The following is an 18,656-nucleotide window of genomic DNA, read 5'->3' as shown; positions in this document are numbered from 1 at the left end:
AAGCCAGCTCCCACATGGTTTATTTGTATATGAGGGATTTAACCAGCCGCACCGATCCCGGTATTGGTCCGGACCCGCCCCTCCAACCGTCGCTTCAACCCGCGCGACTCGATCAACAACTTCGACCCCTTCGCCGCATTTGCCCGGCCCCACTCCTCCAGCAACTCCAGACACGAATGGTCGATGTAGCTCAGATTATTAAGCGGCACATGCACCGTCGTCCCCGCTGGAATGCTGCCCAGCACCTGGGTCAGTGCCGGCACCTTGAGAAAGGTTGCCGCGCCCACCAGACGCAACTCCATCTCGCCGTCCTGCGGCAGGTCGATCAGGCTTATCTTCAGGCGCGAAGCCTTGAACGCCAGTTTCAACATCGTCAGACCGAAACCGATCAGCACACCGGTCAGCAGGTCGGTGAAGATGATCGCCAGCGCCGTGGCGGCGTAGGTGAACATCGGCATCCGCCCGTAACGGCCCAGGCCGCGAAAGGCTTTCAAGTCCACCAGTTTGAACCCGGTATACACCAGCACCCCGGCCAGACTCGCCACCGGAATGCTTTGCAGCACGCTCGACAGCAACAGCACGAACGCCAGCAGCCACAGACCATGGAAGATCGTCGAATAACGGGTGGTCGCGCCGGCCTGGACGTTGGCCGAACTGCGCACGATCACCCCGGTCATCGGCAGCGCACCGACCAGACCGCAGAGCATGTTGCCGACGCCTTGTGCCGACAGCTCACGGTCGAAGTCCGAGCGCACGCCGCTGTGCATGCGATCCACCGCTGCGGCGGACAACAGCGTTTCGGCGCTGGCGATAAACGCCACCGCGAATGCCGCGATCAGCAGGGTCGGGTCGGCAAGGCTGAGCAAGTCCGCCGGTTTCAGCCAGTCGATGGCTTCGGCCAGATTCTCCGGCACCTCGACCCGTTTCACCTGCAATGCCAGCAGCAGACTGGCGCCCGTGGCCAGGCCGACACCGAGCAGCGCACCGGGAACGAAGCGTAGCGAATGCGGGCGAAATTTCTCCCACAGCCACATCACCGCAATGGTCGACAGCCCGAGCAAGCCGGCCTGCCAGCCGAACGACGGCAAGGCTTGCGCTACCGCCCCGGGGAACGCCGTGAGGTTATCCAGCCCGGACGGTTGTGGCTTGGCATCAAGCATCACATGCACTTGCGAGAGCACGATCAGCACACCGATTCCGGCGAGCATGCCGTAGACCACTGCTGGGGCCGTCACTCGAAACCAGCAACCGAGCTTGAGGCGCCCGGCCACCAGTTGCAGGAACCCGGCGAGCAACAGAATCGGCCCGAGCATCTCGATCCCGTGCTGGCGCACCAACTCGAACACCAACACCGCCAGCCCCGCCGCCGGGCCGCTGACCTGCAACGGCGAACCCGCCAGCCAACCCACCACCAGGCCACCGATGATCCCGGTAATCAGGCCCTTGGCTGGCGGCAACCCTGACGCAATCGCGATGCCCATGCACAGCGGCAGCGCGACCAGAAACACCACCACCGAAGCCAGCAGCTCCCGTGGCAACACCGCTTTCAATTGAGCAGCACGCATGGTGACTCTCCCGAAGCTTTCTTCAGGCATGGCTTCGCCGAACCGCTGAAACAGCGGTCGGCATCAAACCACACAGATTTTTAGGAGGATTTAGAAGCGCGCTTTGGGCGTCGCCACCGGAATCGGATGGCTGCCGTCGAGCGGCAGGAAGCGTCCCTGATCCGCGTCGTAAGCTTTGATTTCACTGGTTTCGATGTTGTAGACCCAGCCATGGATGAACAGTTGACCGTTCGCCATGCGTGAGGCTACCGAAGGATGAGTACGCAAGTGCTGCAGTTGGGCGATGACGTTCTCCTCGGTGAGGATCGGCATGCTTTCTTTTTCGTCGGTGCAGTTACAGTTTTCGTGCACCATGGTTTTTGCCACTTCGGCGTGGCGCAACCAGGCTTTGACCGTCGGCATTTTTTCCAGGCTGTCCGGATTGAGCACTGCGCGCATGGCGCCGCAATCGGAGTGGCCGCAGATGATGATGTGTTGCACGCCCAGCGCCAGTACCGCGTATTCGATGGCAGTGGAAACGCCACCGTTCATCTGGCCGTAAGGCGGTACAACGTTGCCGACGTTACGGGTCACGAACAGATCCCCGGGGGAGCTCTGAGTGATCAGCTCGGGCACGATGCGCGAGTCGGCACAGGTGATGAACATTGCCCGTGGCGATTGCGCCGTGGCGAGTTTCTTGAAGAGTTCTTCCTGCTGCGGGAAGACCTCATGATGAAAATGCAAAAAGCCGTCAACGATCGTACGCAGCGCTGCATCGGCGGATTCCGCCCCAGGGACGGCTTGCGCCGACGCAGCCAACGGCTGTTTATCCTTGTCACTCATGATTCATCCTCTTTGGCGGATTCGGGGAGTCATTCCCGTGTATTCCGGTGTGAAGCCAGTGGCTGTTTAAAACATCCGGGTCATCCAGACCCGTCAGTCACTCGATGAACAAGGTAGCCGCCGAAACTTAACTCAAACTGAATCGAGCGCTCTAGAACGTGTGTTCCAGGTCACAAAAACGTGACTGGCGTATTTCAACGGAAGGATTCTGACCCTCAACCATAAACTGATTGTCGCTAAATCAACGACATCTGGCGACCCGGTGGACAGAAGGCAGTGCAGTCCAGGTTATAGCCCTCGCGATGGTTGAGGCCGAGCCGTTTGATCGCTTTGGCAAAGCGTTGCGCCAGCAGGTCGGCGAATGGCCCTTCGCCGCGCATCCGCGCACCGAAACGGCTGTCGTAAAGCTCGCCGCCACGGCTCTGGCGGATCAGGCTCAGGACATGGGCCGCGCGCTGCGGATAGTGCGCCTGCAGCCACTCTTCGAACAGCGGCGCCACCTCCAGTGGCAGGCGCAGCATCATGTACGCGGCACTCTGTGCTCCAGCCGCGTGGGCCTCGTTCAGCAGGCTCTCGATTTCACTGTCGTTGATCATCGGAATCATCGGCGAACACAGCACCCCCACGGGAATGCCTGCTTCGCGCATCACCCGGATCGCCCGCAGCCGTGCTTTCGGGGCAGCGGCTCGCGGTTCGAGGATGCGTTTGAGTTCATCGTCCAGCGTGGTCAGGCTGATCATCACCGCCACCAGCCGTTGCTGTGCCAGTTCGGTGAGCAGGTCAAGGTCGCGCAAAATCAGCGAGCCTTTCGTGACGATGGTCACCGGGTGCCGATAGCGCAGCAATACTTCAAGGGTCTGGCGGGTGATCCGGTGTTCACGTTCGATGGGCTGGTACGGGTCAGTGTTGGAGCCAAGGTTGATCGGCGCGCACTGATAACCTTTTTTCCCAAGCTGTTCTTCCAGTACCTGGGCGGCGTTGGTCTTGGCGATCAGCCGGGTTTCGAAATCCAGCCCCGGCGACATGTCCCAATAAGCGTGGCTCGGTCGCGCATAGCAATAGATGCAGCCGTGCTCGCAGCCGCGATAGGGATTGATCGAGCGATCGAAGGGCAGATCCGGCGAGGTGTTGCGGGTGATGATGGTTTTTGCGGTCTCGATCATCACTTCAGTGTTCTGCGTCTCGGGCACTTCCTGATACCAGCCGTCGTCCTCGGCCACCGAACGGTTCGGCGCGAAACGGTTGTGCGGGTTGGTCGCAGTGCCGCGACCGCGAGGAGGCAAGGGCGTGTGCATCGCAAAGGTCCTGATGACTGTATGTGCGTACAGTATCGCTGGCGCGAGCAAACAGCCAGTGCCGTTCGGCGATTCGGGATATGTGAAAAGGGTATCCGGTTTATTGACTACTCCTTTTATTGCAACCCGGAGACACATGTTTCAAGTAGCAGTACAACTTGCAATGTCGTTAGTATTCGCCGTGTTGCACTTCTGCTAATCAATGTTTAAAAGGAATTAAATGTGTCTAACTTTAACCATCGCGGCATCTTTCTACAGAAACTTGGTCCGACTCCGGTTGACCCGGATGAAGTACTGGTGTCCATGCAGTTTGCGCTGAAGCAATCCGGATGGGATGCAGAGAATGCTGTGCCTACCGACTCCCTGCTGGATTCGCGGATTATCATTGCGTCGTCCTATGACGGGGGCAAAACCTTCGACGTGCGCAATGACAAGGATGTCGATGGTGACGGTGATATCGATGCAGATGACAAGGCCAAGTTGCTGGCGCTGGCCAAGGCTTATGTAAGTATCGTTAATCCATAAGCTTACGACTATAAATGCAAAAAGCCCTGCATGATTCACGCATGCAGGGTTTTTTTCGGACAGTGTTTCGTCGATACCGTAGTCAGCATGTCAGCATGTCAGCATGTCAGCATGTCAGCATTTAACTCAAAATTTAAAATCTCTCATTGAGGTAATGTTGACGTCGGCAAGTTTGCTCCCTGGCGCGTTGTCTGCAAACGATAAAAGTATGCATCTGTAAAGACGGCCGGCACCGACGGTACTCAAACCGACCAAAGCAGAGGCGAGGTCGTCTGCCTGGGTGTAATAGGAGCGAGCGACTACTGTCAGAGTTGACAGGTATATGCATTTACAGCGCTCAAGTTTACTGCTGGATGGTTGTACACCCTGTCAGGTCTGACAGTAGACCGGATTTCCCCCACTCGTTAACTTCCGGAAAACTGCGACAGATTGCCGATTGGCGCAGTGCAATCAACTGAAGGATTGACTGCATGACTATCAGGATATTGCTGGAAATTGCGGATATGGACCAAGACGGAAATCCGGAAGTCGCGATTTATCACTTCAATGAAGACGCCACCGAAATGATGGATTACGACTACTCGTTGTTCGCTTCTTCGTCGGAAGCTAACGGTCGTTATGACTTGATTTCCGAAGAGGTCCTCGATGGTGATGGCGATGGCGACGTCGATAAATACGACAAGAAGCTGTACTTGCAGTTGGCCGACGCTTTTGCGCAGTTCAAGGGCTTTCAGTCCAGGCGTTGAATTGCCCGCTGACACAACAAAGCATTAATGCCATGTCAGCGGTATCCAATCTCGTTAATGCGAAGTGACTTGCCCCAGATCATCCCCGGAAGTGGTCTGCATATCATTCTTGCGCAGGCTTTCGACGTCGGCAGCGTTCACCGGCGCCCCTTTGTTGCCCCAACTGCCACGGATGAAGCTCACCACATCCGCCACTTCCTGATCCGACAAGCGCCAGTCGAAACCCGGCATGGTAAAGGTCGATGGTGCCGTGTGCGTGGCCGGCAGGGTGCCGCCCTTGAGTACGATGTGGATCAGCGAGGTCGGGTCCTCCGATTGCAGCACCGGATTGCCCGCCAGCGCCGGGAACACCCGGGTGTAGCCGTGGCCGTCGGTACGGTGGCAGGCCGCGCAGTTGTCGATGTACACCGCTGCGCCACGCTGGCTGTCGTCGCCGTTCCACAGGGCTTTGGCCGCTTTCTCGTCGTACTGGTGCGGCTGATCGTTTGGATCAACGGCCGGCAGCGACTTGAGGTAACGAGCAATCGCCGTCAGGTCGGCATCGGTCATGTACTGCATGCTGTGGGTGACCACATCGCTCATGCCGCCGAACACTGCACTGCGGTCGCTGCGGCCGGTCTTGAGGAATTGCACCAGCTGCTCTTCGCTCCAGCTGCCCAGGCCATCCTTGTGATCACCGCGCAGACTTTTGGCGATCCAGCCTTCCAGCGGCGCACTGCCGGCGAGGAAGTTCTTGCCGTCTGCCGCGCTCAGGGATTTTTCCTGCATGGTCAGGGCTCGTGGCGTATGGCAGGCGCCGCAATGGCCGAGGCCCTCGACCAGATAGGCGCCGCGATCGATCACCGGATCATCCGAGGTGGCCTTGTAATCCTCGACCTTCGGCGCGAACAGCCAGCGCCAGCCCATCAATGGCCAGCGCATGCTCAGCGGCCACGGAATGTCGCTGGCCTTGTTCTCCTGCGCCACCGGCTCGACGCCGTGCATGAAGTAGGCGTACAGCGCTTTCATGTCGCTTTCGCTGACACGGGCGTAGGACGGATACGGCATTGCCGGGTACAACGTACTACCGTTTTTGGCGACGCCGTGACGTACTGCCTGGTCGAAGTCCTCGAAGCTGTAATCACCAACGCCGGTTTTGTCCGGGGTGATGTTGGTCGAGTAGATCGTGCCGATCGGCGTTTCCATCGGCAGGCCGCCGGCGAACGGTTTGCCGCCCTTGGCGGTGTGGCAGGCAACGCAGTCACCCGCGCGGGCGAGGTATTCGCCTTGTTTGATCAACGATTGATCGACGTCGACGGCTTGTACAGCCGTGCTGCCGAGCAGGGCCAAAGTGGCGATAACGAGATTTTTCATGGTCATCGCTCCTTATGCCTGAACCAGCGGGCCGGGGTTTTTCAGGTACTGCTCGCGGATCGCCTTGGCCGACCAGTAGGTCAGAGCGGCAACCAGTCCGGTCGGGTTGTAACCCAGGCCCTGCGGGAACGCCGACGCGCCCGGTACGAACACGTTGTGCACATCCCAGCTCTGCAGATAGCGGTTCAGCGCGCTCTTCTTCGGATCGGTGCCCATGATCGCGCCACCGTTGAGGTGGGTGGTCTGGTAGGCCGCCGTGTTGAAGTGATCACCAACCTGCTTGCCGATCACCGCGATGGCTTTCGGACCCATGGCCTGGGCGACCTTGCCCATTTTCTCGACCATGAAACGGTTCATCTTGATGTCGTTTTCCTGCCAGTCGAAGGTCATGCGCAGCAGCGGCAAACCGTAGGCATCGCGGTACACCGGATCCAGATCGAGGTAGTTGCCACGGTAGGACTGATGCGCGCCGTGGGCGTCCATCGACACCTGATGGGTGTAGTAATCGGCGGTCGCGCGTTTCCACTGGCTGCCCCAGGCCGGCGTGCCGGGCGGGTTCGAGGTGCCGGCAATCGGACGGCTGCCCGCCTGGTTGACCCACATTGGCGAGCCGCCGACGAAGCCATGCGGGCCGTGGTCGAAGTTGTCGGCGTTGAAATCGTCCAGCGCTACGCCGTTGCCGCCGGCGCCGATGAAATTGTTGGTGTGGGTGTCCTTGTCGAAGAACGCCTTGATGGTCGCCATGTTCTGGTAGGCGAAGTTACGCCCGACCACGCCTTCGCCACTGATCGGGTCGTAAGGCTTGCCGATGCCCGATAGCAGCATCAACCGCACGTTGTGCAGCTGGAAGGCGCCGAGGATCACCAGATCCGCCGGTTGCTCGATCTCGCGGCCCTGGCCGTCGATGTAAGTCACGCCGGTGGCCTTGGACTTGGTGCTGTCGAGATTGACCCGCAGCACATGGGAGTTGGGCCGCAGTTCGAGATTCGGCAACGGCTTGAGCGCTGGCAGAATGTTCACGTTCGGCGACGCCTTGGAATACATGTAGCACACGTAACCGCTGCAGAACCCGCAGAAGTTGCATGGGCCCATCTGTGCGCCGTAGGGATTGGTGTACGGCCCCGAGGTATTAGCGGACGGCAGGTTGTAGGGTTTGTAACCGACCTCTGCCGCCGCTTTGCCGAACAGTTGTGCGGAAACCGTATTCTTCTGCGCTTCCAGCGGGAACGGGTTGGAGCGATCCGGTGCGTAAGGGTTGCCGCCCTTGCCTTGCCCGACCAGCTGGCCCTTCACGGTCCAGGCCTGGCCGGAGGTGCCGAAGACTTTTTCGGCGAAATCGAAAAACGGCTCCAGCTCTTCATAGCTGACGCCGAAGTCCTGGATGGTCATGTCCTTGGGGATGAAGTTTTTGCCGTAGCGCTCTTCGTAATGGCTGCGCATGCGCAGTTCGATCGGATCGACGCGAAAGTGCACGCCCGACCAGTGCAAACCGGCGCCGCCGACGCCATTGCCCGGCAGGAACGCACCCAACTGGCGGTTCGGCAGGGCGATGTCGTTGACGCTGTGGCGGATGGTGACGGTTTCTTTCGAGATGTCCTGAAAGAGTTTTTTGCGCACGCTGTAGGTGAGTTCGTCGATCACCTGCGGATAGTTGCCGTCGGGGTAGGTGTCCTGCATCGGCCCGCGCTCCAGCGCCAGCACGTTGAGCCCGGCTTCGGTCAGCTCTTTGGCCATGATCGCGCCAGTCCAGCCGAAACCGACGATCACTGCGTCGACCTTCTTCATTACGGTTGCCATGCTCAAGCCCTCTCGCCGCGAATCGAAACTGCCGGGAAGGGGTATTGCTCGTTGCGTTCCACCCAATCCATGAAATCGGCGCGGGCGCCGGGGAAGCCGATCATGGTCCAGCCGACCATGCCTTTATTGCCACCGTGGATCGGGTCGCAGAAGAACCCTTCCTTGGTGTTTTGCAGCAACAGGCTGAAGAAAATCTTCGCGGGGACTGCAGCGAACTGCGGTTTTCCGGCTTCGAGTTGCTTGAGCAAATCTTCTCGGGTAGCGCTGTCTTGCTCGGCAAATGTTTTACCGTTGAGCGATTTTGCCCACTGATCCGTGGCAGCGATGCCCAGGCGATAGATCTCTTTGGGCACCAGCTTGCTCTGCCAGCCCATCTCCGGCGCAGCGTCGGCGTTGAACGGACCTTGCATGTACCACAGGGCACCGGCGGCGTACGGGGTGTTCATCTGGCGGTCGATGTATTCCGGCACGCCGGCTTCCAGGGCACCCGGGCCTTGCTCGTCGTTGGGGATCAGGTGCGCCACGGCGGCGTTGATGAAGGCCCATTCCTCGGCGGTGAAATAGCTCGGCTGGTAAGCGCTGGCGTCAGCCTTGGCCGGTGTGGCTGCGGGCGCCGCCGGGGCCGCTTCAGGCGCAGCTTGCAAGACGCTGCTGCCCAGACCGCTACCGGCGAGGGTGACCACGGGAATCAGGGTCAGGGATTTGCGCAAGAACTCACGCCGCGGGTTGTCTCGATCTGCATCAGACATGGGGGTGCACCTCATCAGGCATTGATGGTTTTCCGCCGTTTCTGCGAACGGCGTGAGCATTTTTTCGTTGCGGCGTGGCCCGGTGATTGACCGGGAAAAGGGGGACGCCTGCAACGTCGTGTGACAAATGGTAGCAGGCTACACATCGGGATGAACCGATTCAGCGGAAAAAGCTGCGGTTTTTTTAGCGGGCGCTCAATGAAATCGCCCGGATTCACGATTCTTTGACAAGTGCCTCACAGGGCTTTGACCGGCAGACGTGGAAGCTGCGAGGCCTTTCATTGATGAATTCCGATACGGTCAGCCCAGCATGTCTCGAGTGCGCCTTTTTCCTGCTTTGTGTTTGTCGCTTGTTGCCCTGTTGCACTTGATGCCGGCCCAGGCTGACGCCGCTGTCACATCGCGCCCGCCGGAGTGGGCGCAACCGGTTGAAGTGCAATACAACCTGTTCCAGATGTCACCAACGCTTTACCGCAGCGCCTTGCCCGACGGTGGCGTGGTTCCATTGCTGAAGAATCTCAAAGTGGCGACGGTGATCAACTTCTTGCCGGAAGCTGACAGCAGTTGGCTGTCCGAGCCGGGCATCAATCAAGTGCAACTGCCCTATCGCACCAACCACGTCGATGACGCCGATGTGCTCAAGACCTTGCGCGCGATTCAGGCTGCCGAAGCCAATGGCCCGGTGCTGATGCACTGCAAACACGGTTCCGACCGCACCGGCCTGATGGCGGCGATGTATCGGATTGTGGTGCAAGGCTGGAGCAAGGAAGACGCGCTGAATGAAATGACGCAGGGCGGTTTTGGTGAAAGCGGCCATTTCAAGGATGGCGTGCGTTACGTGATGCAAGCCGATGTCGACAAACTGCGCACCGCGTTGGCCAACGGCGATTGCAGCACCAGTGCCTTTGCCACCTGCTCGATGAAGAGCTGGTTCCAGTCGGTCAACCTCAAGTAAGCCGCACCCTCCACGGCATTGCACCGTGGAGGGTCATTCGCCGGCTCAGTCCTCGGACTTTTTCTTCAGCTTCGGATTCGGAAAGAACTGCACGGCCTGGACGGTTTTGTCCGGCGCTGGCTTGAGCGCGCTGGTATTGACCCGCGTGCCCAGTTCCTTGGGAACCGACAGCCCCTGCTCGTTCAGCGTATCCGAGTAACCGCAGGCCACGCACTCACGGTGCGGCACGCTGTCCTCGTTCCACATCATCAGTTTATCCGGCTCGCTGCACGCCGGGCAGACAGCCCCGGCGATAAAGCGCTTCTTGGTAATCACAGGTGCCTCACTCATGCTGCCGCGTCCTCACTCAGGCCGCTATGGCGCAAGAGTGCGTCAATCGAAGGCTCGCGACCACGGAAGTCGACGAACAGCACCATCGGTGCCTGCGAGCCGCCACGGGCCAGAATCGCTTCGCGGAAGGCGCGACCGGTTTCGGCGTTGAGCACGCCGTCTTCTTCGAACCTGGAGAAGGCATCTGCCGACAGCACTTCCGCCCACTTGTAGCTGTAGTAGCCCGCCGCGTAACCGCCGGCGAAGATGTGCGCGAAGCTGTTGGGAAAGCGGTTGTACACCGGTGGGCGCATTACCGACACCTCGTCGCGCACGCCTTCCAGCACTTGCGCCACGCTGCGGCCGTCACCGTGAGTGGCGTGCAGTTCGAAGTCGAACAGCGAGAATTCCAGCTGACGGACCATCATCAACCCGGACTGGAAGTTTTTCGCCGCGAGCATTTTTTCCAGCAGGTCTTGCGGCAGCGGCTCGCCGGTTTCGTAGTGACCGGAGATCAGCGCCAGGCCTTCCGGCTCCCAGCACCAGTTTTCCATGAACTGGCTCGGCAGCTCGACCGCATCCCACGCCACGCCGTTGATCCCCGAGACACCGGCGTGATCAACGCGGGTCAGCAGGTGATGCAGGCCGTGACCGAATTCGTGGAACAGGGTGGTCACTTCATCGTGGGTCAGCAGCGCAGGCTTGCCGCTGTCCGCCGGGGTGAAGTTGCACACCAGGTTGGCGACCGGGCTTTGCAGCACGCCATCGATGGTGCGACGACGGTCGCGGGCGCCGTCCATCCATGCACCGCCACGCTTGTTGGCGCGAGCATACAGGTCGAAGAAGAAGCGGCCGACGTGCTGGCCATTCTCTTTGATTTCGAACAGGCGCACGTCCGGGTGCCAGGTGTCGAAGCCTTTCAGTTCGGCGATTTCGATGCCGTACAGGCGCTGGACGATAGCGAACAGACCGCTGAGAACCTTGTCGATCGGGAAGTAGGCGCGCAGGGTTTCCTGAGCGACGCTGTAGCGCTGCTCGCGGAGTTTTTCCCCGTAGAAACCGCTGTCCCAGCTTTGCAGATCGGCGCAGCCCTGTTCGGCGGCGTAGGCCCGCAGTTGCTGCAGATCCTGCGCGGCGAACGGCTTGCTGCGCTTGGCCAGATCGCGCAGGAAGCTCAGCACCTGATCGCTGGACTCGGCCATTTTCGTGGCCAGGCTCAGCTCGGAGAAACTGGTGAAGCCCAAGAGTTTTGCCAGTTCCTGACGCAGGTCGAGGATCTCTTCCATCACCGGGCCGTTGTCGTTCTGCCCGGCATTCGGGCCTTGATCCGACGCACGGGTGCAGTAGGCGGCGTAGACTACTTCACGCAGCTTGCGGTCCTGGGCGTAAGTCATCACCGCGTAATAGCTCGGGAATTCCAGGGTGATCAACCAGCCGTCGAGGCCTTTGGCCTGTGCGGCAGCAGCCATTTGCGCCTTGGCCGAATCGGTCAGGCCGGCGAGGGCAGCTTCGTCGGTGATGTGCTTGGTCCAGGCTTGTGTGGCGTCGAGCAACTGGTTGGAGAAGCGGCTGCCCAACTCGGACAGTTTGCTCTGCACTTCGGCGTAACGCTTTTGTTCGGCTTCCGGCAGATCGATACCCGACAGACGAAAATCACGCAGGGCGTGTTCCAGAATGGTTCTTTGCGCCACGTCGAAACCGGCGGCTTCCGGGCTGTTGGCCAGCGCCTCATAGGCCTGGAACAGCTCGCGGTTCTGGCCCATCTCGGTGGAGTAGGCGCTCAGGGCCGGCAGGCACGACTCGTAGGCTTCGCGCAGTTCGGCGCTATTGCACACGGCGTTGAGGTGGCTGACCGGGCTCCAGGCAGCGCCGAGGCGATCGTTGAGTTCGTCCATCGCCAGTACCAGGCCGGCCCAGGTCGGGTTTTGAACCTGAGTCTTGAGAATTTCGGCGATGGCGGCGCGGTTGTCGGCCAGGATGGTTTCGATGGCTGGCAGCACGTGTTCGGCACGGATCGTGGAGAACGGCGGCAGGTCGTAGGACTGCAGAAGAGGGTTGTTCACGCTCACGGTTGGCACCTTGGCTGGGAGAAACATGCGCCCATCTTAATTACAATCGGCACTCACCGCAGCTATCGGCGACAGAGAGAGAACTTATCGTGTCCGTTCGCAAGTACCAGAATCACACCCCTCGCTTGAGCAAAGGCGCGTTTGTCGACGCCTCAGCGGTGGTGATCGGCGACGTCGAAATAGGCGAAGACAGCTCCGTGTGGCCGCTGACCGTGATCCGTGGCGACATGCACCGCATCCGCATCGGTGCGCGCACCAGCGTGCAGGACGGCTGCGTGCTGCACATCACCCACGCCGGGCCGTTCAATCCGGACGGTTTCCCGCTGCTGATCGGCGATGACGTGACCATCGCCCACAAGGTCATGCTGCATGGCTGCAGCGTCGGCAGTCGCGTGTTGATCGGCATGGGCAGCATCGTCATGGACGGCGCGGTGGTCGAGGACGATGTGATCATCGGCGCCGGCAGCCTGGTACCGCCGGGCAAGCGCCTGGAAAGCGGTTTTCTGTACGTGGGCAGCCCGGTGAAACAAGTCCGCTCGTTGACCGACAAGGAACGCGCCTTCTTCACCTACAGCGCCGCCAACTACGTGAAGCTCAAGGACCTGCATCTGGCCGAAGGCTACGACCAGCTCTGAATCGACCTACACCTGCTCAGGATTTCTCATGCATTACCAGACCGTACTGTTCGACCTCGATGGCACCCTGACCGACCCGCGTGAGGGCATTACCCGTTCCATTCAGTTCGCCCTCGGCAAACTCGGCATTGATGAGCCGGACCTGACCAGACTCGAACACTTCATCGGCCCGCCGCTGTTGCAGGCGTTCATGCAGTTTTATGGCTTCGATGAGGCCAAGGCCTGGGAGGCGGTGAATTTCTATCGCGAGCGCTTCAAGGTCACCGGCCTGTACGAGAACCGGGTGTTCGATGGCGTCACGCCGTTGCTGGAAACCCTGAGCGGCCAAGGGCGACAGCTGTATATCGCGACGTCCAAGCCGTGGGAGTTCGCCCGGGAGATCGCCCGGCACTTCGACTTCGCCAAGCATTTCAAGGTTATCTATGGCAGTGAACTGGATGGCACGCGAACCAACAAGGTCGAGCTGATCGCGCACCTGATCGCCGAAGAAGGGCTGGACCCGGCCAATACGCTGATGATCGGTGATCGCAAGCATGATTTGATCGGCGCGCGCAGCAACGGCGTGGATGCGGCGGCGGTGGGATATGGGTTTGGCAGTTTTGAAGAGTTGAATGCCGAGGCGCCGGCTTATCATTTTGAGACTTTGGCTGAGTTGCATCAGGCGTTTCTGCGGCGCTGATGAGTCGGCCATCGCTGGCAAGCCAGCTCCCACAGGTGAGCAGTGGGCGCACTTTCACCTGAATCCATGTGGGAGCTGGCTTGCCAGCGATGAAGCCGGATCAGCCGACATCAATTCAAGATCCGGCCAAAGCTTTCAAGGCCGCTTTACGCTCCGCGACAGCTAAACCACCCAACTTCTCGACCTCAGCATAAAACCGCACCCAATCCCCCCCAACCTGCCTGAACAGTGCCGCAAACGCCGGTACCCACTGGTCATACAGCCCGAACGGCAACAGCCGCGCATTGTTCAGCGGCATGTTCACCCACGCATCATAGCGCTTGTCCCCGGCCCACTGGCTGTCGCGCATCACCCGGTAATCGCGCCGAAACCGCTCGAATTGCGCCGCCTTTCGCTCGCGCATCTGCTCGGCCGGCAGCGGCTGGGCGTAAAGCGCTTCAAGCCGCGACCGCGTTTCGAGTACCAGCTCGATGAATTGATCCCGCTGCTTGAGCCGCGAGTCGGAATCCGCAGGCAGACCACGAAACGCCCGCCACTGCCGGGTACCTTCCTGCTCGACAAACGTGGCGAAGGACTCGTTGAACTCGGTGTCGTCCTTCACATAAAAGCGCTGATGCGCCAGTTCATGAAAGATCAGCGTGGCCAGACGCTCATCGCCCCAGCCCATCATCGAATTGAGGATCGGGTCATTGAACCAGCCGAGGGTCGAATAGGCCTCGACGCCGCCAATCGACACGTCCATGCCTTGCAGACGTTGGATCGCCGCTTCGCCGCGCGCGGCGCTCTGGCTGTAGTAGCCGCGATAGGCCACGCAACCGGCGATCGGGAAACAATGGTTCTGCGGGGTCAGGGAAAACTCCGGGGTGGCGAACACGTTCCACACCACATACGGCCGGCCGATGTCGGCGTACAGCCGATAGCTCTGGTTGTCGGGCAGGTGCAGGTGTTCGCTGGCGAATGCGCGGGCTTTCTGCGACTGGATCAGGTGCGTGCGCAGCGATGCGTCGCGACTGGGGTCAGCAATCACCTTGGCCACCGGTTCACGTGCCCGCAGCAGCTGCAACTGACCACCGGCCAATTGGCTGTAATAGCTGACGCTGGAACAACCGTTGAGCAACAAAAACATCACACCCGGAAACAAAATCCGAAAAACGCGATCAAGTACCCCATGGCTTGGAAGCGGCCTGCTCAAAATAAAAATCCTTTGGAAAGTCTGCCCGCAAGACTATCCCGCCATCTGGAGCTTCGCTATGCGCATGTTGTTGCTGACTGGAGGCCTGCTGACGCTGGCCGGTTGTGCCGGATTCGGAATGCCCGATCCTGACCCCTCGCAAGCCTGGATCGATCTCGATGCCCGGCAACAGGACACAGCGCTGCAAGCGCTGAAGGTCGATGACAAGACGACCGTCGACAAACGTTATTTTGAAGTCGAGCCCGGCAGTCACCAATTGCAGGTGCGTTATCAGTTCCCGGTCGAAGCCACCAACATCGGCCCCGATGCCGAACCGCTGTGGCGCGACTGCCAGTTGAAGGTGAAATTCAAGGACTTCAATGCCGGCCAGCGTTATCAGCTGCAAGCTGGCAGCATCGGTTTCCGGCCATGGGCCAAGCTCTATGACGAGCAGCACAATGTGGTCGGTCAGGGCACGCCGGCAGGCTGTCAGCGCACCTGATCAGCGCTATGCTGGAGGTCTGAATCCCTGGACATCCATCATGCGCAAGTTGATGTTGTTGCTCGCGGTCGGCGCTGTCGCTGGCTGTCAGACCCCATTGCCGCCGATTGATCCGCAAATGGCCTGGGTCGATTTCTCGACCCCGACCCCCGGCGGAAAACTGCTCATGGCCGAGCGCCTGGATAATCAGCGCCTGAGCGACGGGCGTTTCTTCCAGGTCACCCCCGGTAGCCATGAGCTGCGGGTGCGGTTTGATTTCGAGGTGTTTGGTGGCGGCGGCAGTCTGATGACCGGTCCCGTCGAGCGGCTGTGCTATTTGTATATCCGCTACGACCATTTCGAGGCCGGGCAGCGTTATCTGCTGGAGGGGCGTTCGCTAGGGTTCACGCCGAGCGCCCGTCTGTACAACGCCAAGCGTGAGATCGTTGCCGAGGATCACGACATGGATTGCCTCAGCTGAGACGGATCAGTTGTCGTTCTTCTGGTAAATGATTGCCTTGGTGCCGTTTTCACAGGTGCCGACGACCATGGCCACGTCGTGTTTGTCGGCCTCTTCCTTGCTGACGATTTCCAGCGTGTAGGACGGCACGGCGTTCGCCTGGATCTTTACTTCGATTTCTTTCCTGAGTTCTTCACAGTCTTTCGGTGCGGCCAGAACCGTTGTGGCCAATGCACTGCAGAGGATCGCCAAGCCAATACGTTTCATAATCTTGAAGCTCCATGGGGCAGCGCGCACGGGCGTGCGCTGAAGCTGCTGTCACTTATTCGACCATATTTTTGCAGCGCGGGTTCTGACTTCGCTCACATCTTCAGGCTCTACGGTGCTTTTAGGATCGCCATCGCGAGCAGGCTCACTCCTACATTCGATCTCCAGCGGACACAACAATTGTGAACAACCGAGATTCCTGTAGGAGTGAGCCTGCTCGCGATGGCATCAGATCCTGTCAGCGATGACTCAACTGACTAATGATGCCTCAAGGGTAATCTTCGCATTCAATACCTTGGACACCGGGCACCCTTCCTTGGCCTTGTTGCTCAGTTCTTCAAACTGCGCCTGAGTAGCGCCAGGGATTTTCGCCTTGAGGATCAACTTGATCGCAGTGATGGCAAAGCCACCCTCGACCTGATCCAGCGTAACCTCTGCCTGAGTGTCGATGCTCTCGGCCTTCAGGCCCGCATCGCCCAAAATCATCGAAAACGCCATGGAAAAACAGCCGGCATGTGCGGCGCCGATCAGTTCTTCCGGGTTGGTGCCCTTGCCGCCTTCGAAGCGGGCCTTGAAGCCGTAGGGTGCTTCTCTGAGGACGCCGGTCTCGGTAGAGATCGAGCCGATGCCGGTTTTCAGATCGCCTGCCCAATGCGCGGATGCTTTCTTCACGATAGCCATATCTGCCTCCTCAAGATCTGGCGCGGAACGCCGCGCCGTCGTGGTTTTTGCTTGCAAGGCTTCTGAGGATAGACGCCGGAACAAAGTTCAGCCCGAGTGAATCGTTGACTTTTTTAGTAGGATTTTTCTCTCAGCTATTGAAACTCGGGTATATGCCCTCATTGCACAGAACACGCTTATGAATTCGGCAGGTTTTCGTTCGCAAGAAAAAACCTGCAGACCACTCGGAGACGCAGGTTTATGAAGCAACTGTCCGATGTAAAATTTTCCACCCTCGATCTGGTGCCGGTGCGCGAGAACGGCAGCCCGGCACAATCGCTGCGCAATTCGCTGGATCTGGCGCAGCACGTCGAGAAATTCGGCTACACCCGCTTCTGGGTCGCCGAACACCACAACATGGACGGTATCGCCAGTTCTGCCACCTCGGTACTGCTGGGTTATCTGGCCGGCGGCACCTCGACGATTCGCGTCGGCTCCGGTGGGGTGATGCTGCCCAACCACGCGCCGCTGGTGATCGCCGAGCAGTTCGGCACTCTCGAAAGCCTCTATCCGGGGCGCATCGACCTCGGTTTGGGCCGCGCGCCGGGTTCCGACCAGATGACCGCCCGCGCCTTGCGCCGCGAGCGTTCCGGCAGCGCCGATGATTTCCCGGAAGACGTCGCCGAGTTGGTGCGTTTTCTCGGCCCGCGCACCCCGGATCAACGGGTGATCGCCATGCCCGGCACCGGCACCAATGTGCCGATCTGGCTGCTCGGTTCCAGCCTGTTCAGTGCGCAACTGGCCGGTGAGCGCGGTTTGCCTTACGCCTTCGCCTCGCACTTCGCTCCGCGCTTCATGCACGAGGCGATCCGCGTCTATCGCAACCACTTCAAGCCATCGGCGGTGCTCGACAAGCCGTACGTGATGCTCGGTGTGCCGCTGGTGGCGGCGGATACCGATGAGCAGGCCGATTACCTGGCGACTTCGGTGTACCAGCGCATTCTTGCGCTGATGCGTGGGCAGAGCCTGGTGCAGCGTCCACCGGTGAAAACCATGGACGGCCTGTGGCTGCCCCATGAGCGCGAGGCGGTTGGAGATTTCCTCGGTCTGGCGATGGTCGGCAGCCCACAGAAAATCCGCGCGAAGCTGGAGGTGCTGGTCGAGCAGACCCAGGCCGACGAGCTGATTTTCACCTGCGACCTGTATGAACACGCCGATCGCGTGCATTCCTACGAACTGCTGGCGCAGGTCATGAAAGGATAACGCGGCCCCCGTGTAGGAGCTGTCGAGTGAAACGAGGCTGCGATCTTTTGATCTGATTCTTTTAACCAAGATCAAAAGATCGCAGCGTGCCGCAGCGCCTACAGGTAAATCATCGCCCACAAAAAAGCCGACGCCTTCGCGTCGGCTTTTGCATTTCAGGCGCGATCAACCACGTTTGTAGACGATTTCCTTGGTGCCACCTTCGCAACTGCCAACGACCTTGCCGCCAGCGGCTGCACCCTTGTCGACAATCTCCAGCGAATAACTGGAGGCACCTTTGGCATCAATCTTCGCCGCAATCTCGCTTTTCAACTCTTCACAAGGCTTGCCAGCAGCCAACGCGCCACCCGCAAGGCTCAACAAACCTACTGCCAATATGAACTTCTTCATCGGTCGCACTCCCTGGTCGGATTAAAAGAGGTGGGCATCAGGTCTCCCGATGCACTCACCTTGTAGCGCTTTGCCATTCCTATGGCACTCGGCCAGCGCGCAAGTTCAGAAGCGTAGCCCAAAGTCAGCTGCTGGCAATGCGAAAGCCCACTTTGAGTGTTACCTGAAAATGCGCAGCCTTGCCGTCCTTGATGTGGCCACGGGTATCGACCACTTCAAACCATTCCAGATGCTTGATGCTCTTGTTCGCTTCAGCCAGCGCGTTGTTGATGGCGTCTTCGATGCTGCTGGTGGACGAGCCGACCAGCTCGACTTTCTTGTACGTGTGATGGTCACTCATGGCGATCTCCTTGGCGTTTGGAATTGACGTGTGGATTTGAGACTAGCAGTGAATCTGCACTGTTGATTTCGGCGGCCCGGCGCAAGCGAAGTTCAGATTTTCTGCACTTTCTCAAACCGCTGAAG

Annotated in this window: 21 protein-coding genes; 8 read left to right on the top strand and 13 right to left on the bottom strand. The window is 59.5% G+C overall.

The features are described from left to right. Positions 1–38: 38 nt before the first annotated feature. From ACU680_RS23110 to ACU680_RS23100, 3 genes are all read right to left on the bottom strand, one after another. Positions 39–1,565 carry a SulP family inorganic anion transporter gene (locus ACU680_RS23110; RefSeq protein WP_448180600.1) on the bottom strand — a complete coding sequence of 509 codons (1,527 nt, stop codon included), beginning with the start codon at positions 1,563–1,565 and terminating at the stop codon, positions 39–41. A 90-nt stretch (positions 1,566–1,655) separates the two neighbouring features. Next, positions 1,656–2,387, bottom strand: coding sequence for a carbonic anhydrase (locus tag ACU680_RS23105; protein ID WP_098966495.1), 732 nt, complete (start codon positions 2,385–2,387; stop codon positions 1,656–1,658). A gap of 236 nt (positions 2,388–2,623) precedes the next feature. Next, on the bottom strand, positions 2,624–3,682 hold the full coding sequence (locus tag ACU680_RS23100) for a PA0069 family radical SAM protein (RefSeq protein ID WP_007962795.1): 1,059 nt from the start codon (positions 3,680–3,682) through the stop codon (positions 2,624–2,626). A 222-nt stretch (positions 3,683–3,904) separates the two neighbouring features. Between ACU680_RS23100 and ACU680_RS23095 the strand changes: the two genes are divergently transcribed. Continuing rightward, entirely contained in the window at positions 3,905–4,207 is a 303-nt protein-coding gene (locus ACU680_RS23095) for a hypothetical protein (RefSeq protein WP_400762558.1), read from the top strand. Between the two features lie 470 nt (positions 4,208–4,677). After that, entirely contained in the window at positions 4,678–4,953 is a 276-nt protein-coding gene (locus ACU680_RS23090) for a hypothetical protein (RefSeq protein WP_367082288.1), read from the top strand. A 54-nt stretch (positions 4,954–5,007) separates the two neighbouring features. Here ACU680_RS23090 and ACU680_RS23085 read toward each other — a convergent pair whose 3' ends face one another. The 3 genes from ACU680_RS23085 to ACU680_RS23075 are packed head-to-tail and all read right to left on the bottom strand — an operon-like array spanning position 5,008 to position 8,852. After that, positions 5,008–6,306, bottom strand: coding sequence for a c-type cytochrome (locus ACU680_RS23085; RefSeq protein ID WP_448180599.1), 1,299 nt, complete (start codon positions 6,304–6,306; stop codon positions 5,008–5,010). A gap of 12 nt (positions 6,307–6,318) precedes the next feature. After that, the gene (locus tag ACU680_RS23080) at positions 6,319–8,103 is read right to left on the bottom strand and encodes a GMC family oxidoreductase (protein ID WP_448180598.1); all 1,785 of its coding nucleotides are present in this window, start codon (positions 8,101–8,103) and stop codon (positions 6,319–6,321) included. A 2-nt stretch (positions 8,104–8,105) separates the two neighbouring features. Next, positions 8,106–8,852 (bottom strand): gluconate 2-dehydrogenase subunit 3 family protein, encoded by a 747-nt coding sequence (locus tag ACU680_RS23075; protein ID WP_367082291.1) that lies wholly within the window; start codon positions 8,850–8,852, stop codon positions 8,106–8,108. Positions 8,853–9,162: 310 nt separating this feature from the next. On the opposite strand from ACU680_RS23075, the gene ACU680_RS23070 reads away from it, so the two are divergent. Next, complete coding sequence (locus ACU680_RS23070; RefSeq protein WP_367082292.1) at positions 9,163–9,807, top strand: dual specificity protein phosphatase family protein; 645 nt, start codon at positions 9,163–9,165, stop codon at positions 9,805–9,807. Positions 9,808–9,852: 45 nt separating this feature from the next. Here ACU680_RS23070 and ACU680_RS23065 read toward each other — a convergent pair whose 3' ends face one another. Together ACU680_RS23065 and prlC are read right to left on the bottom strand one after the other, a co-directional pair. Then, positions 9,853–10,137 (bottom strand): YheV family putative zinc ribbon protein, encoded by a 285-nt coding sequence (locus tag ACU680_RS23065; RefSeq protein WP_007962808.1) that lies wholly within the window; start codon positions 10,135–10,137, stop codon positions 9,853–9,855. Further along, on the bottom strand, positions 10,134–12,212 hold the full coding sequence (prlC, locus tag ACU680_RS23060; protein ID WP_448180597.1) for an oligopeptidase A: 2,079 nt from the start codon (positions 12,210–12,212) through the stop codon (positions 10,134–10,136). Before prlC ends, ACU680_RS23065 begins: the two co-directional genes overlap by 4 nt. Positions 12,213–12,274: 62 nt before the next feature. Between prlC and ACU680_RS23055 the strand changes: the two genes are divergently transcribed. Then, positions 12,275–12,820: a gamma carbonic anhydrase family protein gene (locus tag ACU680_RS23055; RefSeq protein ID WP_448180596.1), complete on the top strand. Its 546-nt coding sequence runs from the start codon at positions 12,275–12,277 to the stop codon at positions 12,818–12,820. Between the two features lie 28 nt (positions 12,821–12,848). Continuing rightward, on the top strand, positions 12,849–13,499 hold the full coding sequence (locus ACU680_RS23050; protein WP_367082297.1) for an HAD family hydrolase: 651 nt from the start codon (positions 12,849–12,851) through the stop codon (positions 13,497–13,499). Positions 13,500–13,614: 115 nt separating this feature from the next. Here ACU680_RS23050 and ACU680_RS23045 read toward each other — a convergent pair whose 3' ends face one another. Beyond that, complete coding sequence (locus ACU680_RS23045) at positions 13,615–14,691, bottom strand: aminopeptidase (RefSeq protein ID WP_448180595.1); 1,077 nt, start codon at positions 14,689–14,691, stop codon at positions 13,615–13,617. Positions 14,692–14,749: 58 nt separating this feature from the next. Here ACU680_RS23045 and ACU680_RS23040 point away from each other — a divergent pair, with 58 nt between their 5' ends. Next, the gene (locus tag ACU680_RS23040; RefSeq protein WP_367082300.1) at positions 14,750–15,172 is read left to right on the top strand and encodes a PA0061/PA0062 family lipoprotein; all 423 of its coding nucleotides are present in this window, start codon (positions 14,750–14,752) and stop codon (positions 15,170–15,172) included. A gap of 40 nt (positions 15,173–15,212) precedes the next feature. Continuing rightward, positions 15,213–15,632, top strand: a complete 420-nt coding sequence (locus ACU680_RS23035) for a PA0061/PA0062 family lipoprotein (protein WP_007962816.1) — start codon at positions 15,213–15,215, stop codon at positions 15,630–15,632. A gap of 6 nt (positions 15,633–15,638) precedes the next feature. On the opposite strand, the gene ACU680_RS23030 is transcribed toward ACU680_RS23035, so the two are convergent. Together ACU680_RS23030 and ACU680_RS23025 are read right to left on the bottom strand one after the other, a co-directional pair. Further along, positions 15,639–15,878 (bottom strand): DUF1161 domain-containing protein, encoded by a 240-nt coding sequence (locus ACU680_RS23030; RefSeq protein ID WP_367082301.1) that lies wholly within the window; start codon positions 15,876–15,878, stop codon positions 15,639–15,641. Between the two features lie 249 nt (positions 15,879–16,127). Further along, complete coding sequence (locus tag ACU680_RS23025) at positions 16,128–16,559, bottom strand: OsmC family protein (RefSeq protein ID WP_007962818.1); 432 nt, start codon at positions 16,557–16,559, stop codon at positions 16,128–16,130. Between the two features lie 240 nt (positions 16,560–16,799). Here ACU680_RS23025 and ACU680_RS23020 point away from each other — a divergent pair, with 240 nt between their 5' ends. Then, complete coding sequence (locus tag ACU680_RS23020) at positions 16,800–17,801, top strand: LLM class flavin-dependent oxidoreductase (RefSeq protein ID WP_007962819.1); 1,002 nt, start codon at positions 16,800–16,802, stop codon at positions 17,799–17,801. A gap of 165 nt (positions 17,802–17,966) precedes the next feature. On the opposite strand, the gene ACU680_RS23015 is transcribed toward ACU680_RS23020, so the two are convergent. Both ACU680_RS23015 and ACU680_RS23010 read right to left on the bottom strand, forming a co-directional pair. Continuing rightward, positions 17,967–18,191: a DUF1161 domain-containing protein gene (locus tag ACU680_RS23015; RefSeq protein WP_258677659.1), complete on the bottom strand. Its 225-nt coding sequence runs from the start codon at positions 18,189–18,191 to the stop codon at positions 17,967–17,969. A 124-nt stretch (positions 18,192–18,315) separates the two neighbouring features. Continuing rightward, a complete protein-coding gene (locus ACU680_RS23010) occupies positions 18,316–18,531 on the bottom strand; it encodes a dodecin (RefSeq protein WP_003220389.1) in 216 nt (71 codons plus the stop codon). Between the last annotated feature and the right edge of the window lie 125 nt (positions 18,532–18,656).

This window comes from Pseudomonas sp. LF020 (assembly GCF_053456425.1).
This window is presented reverse-complemented; position numbering and strand designations above follow the sequence as displayed.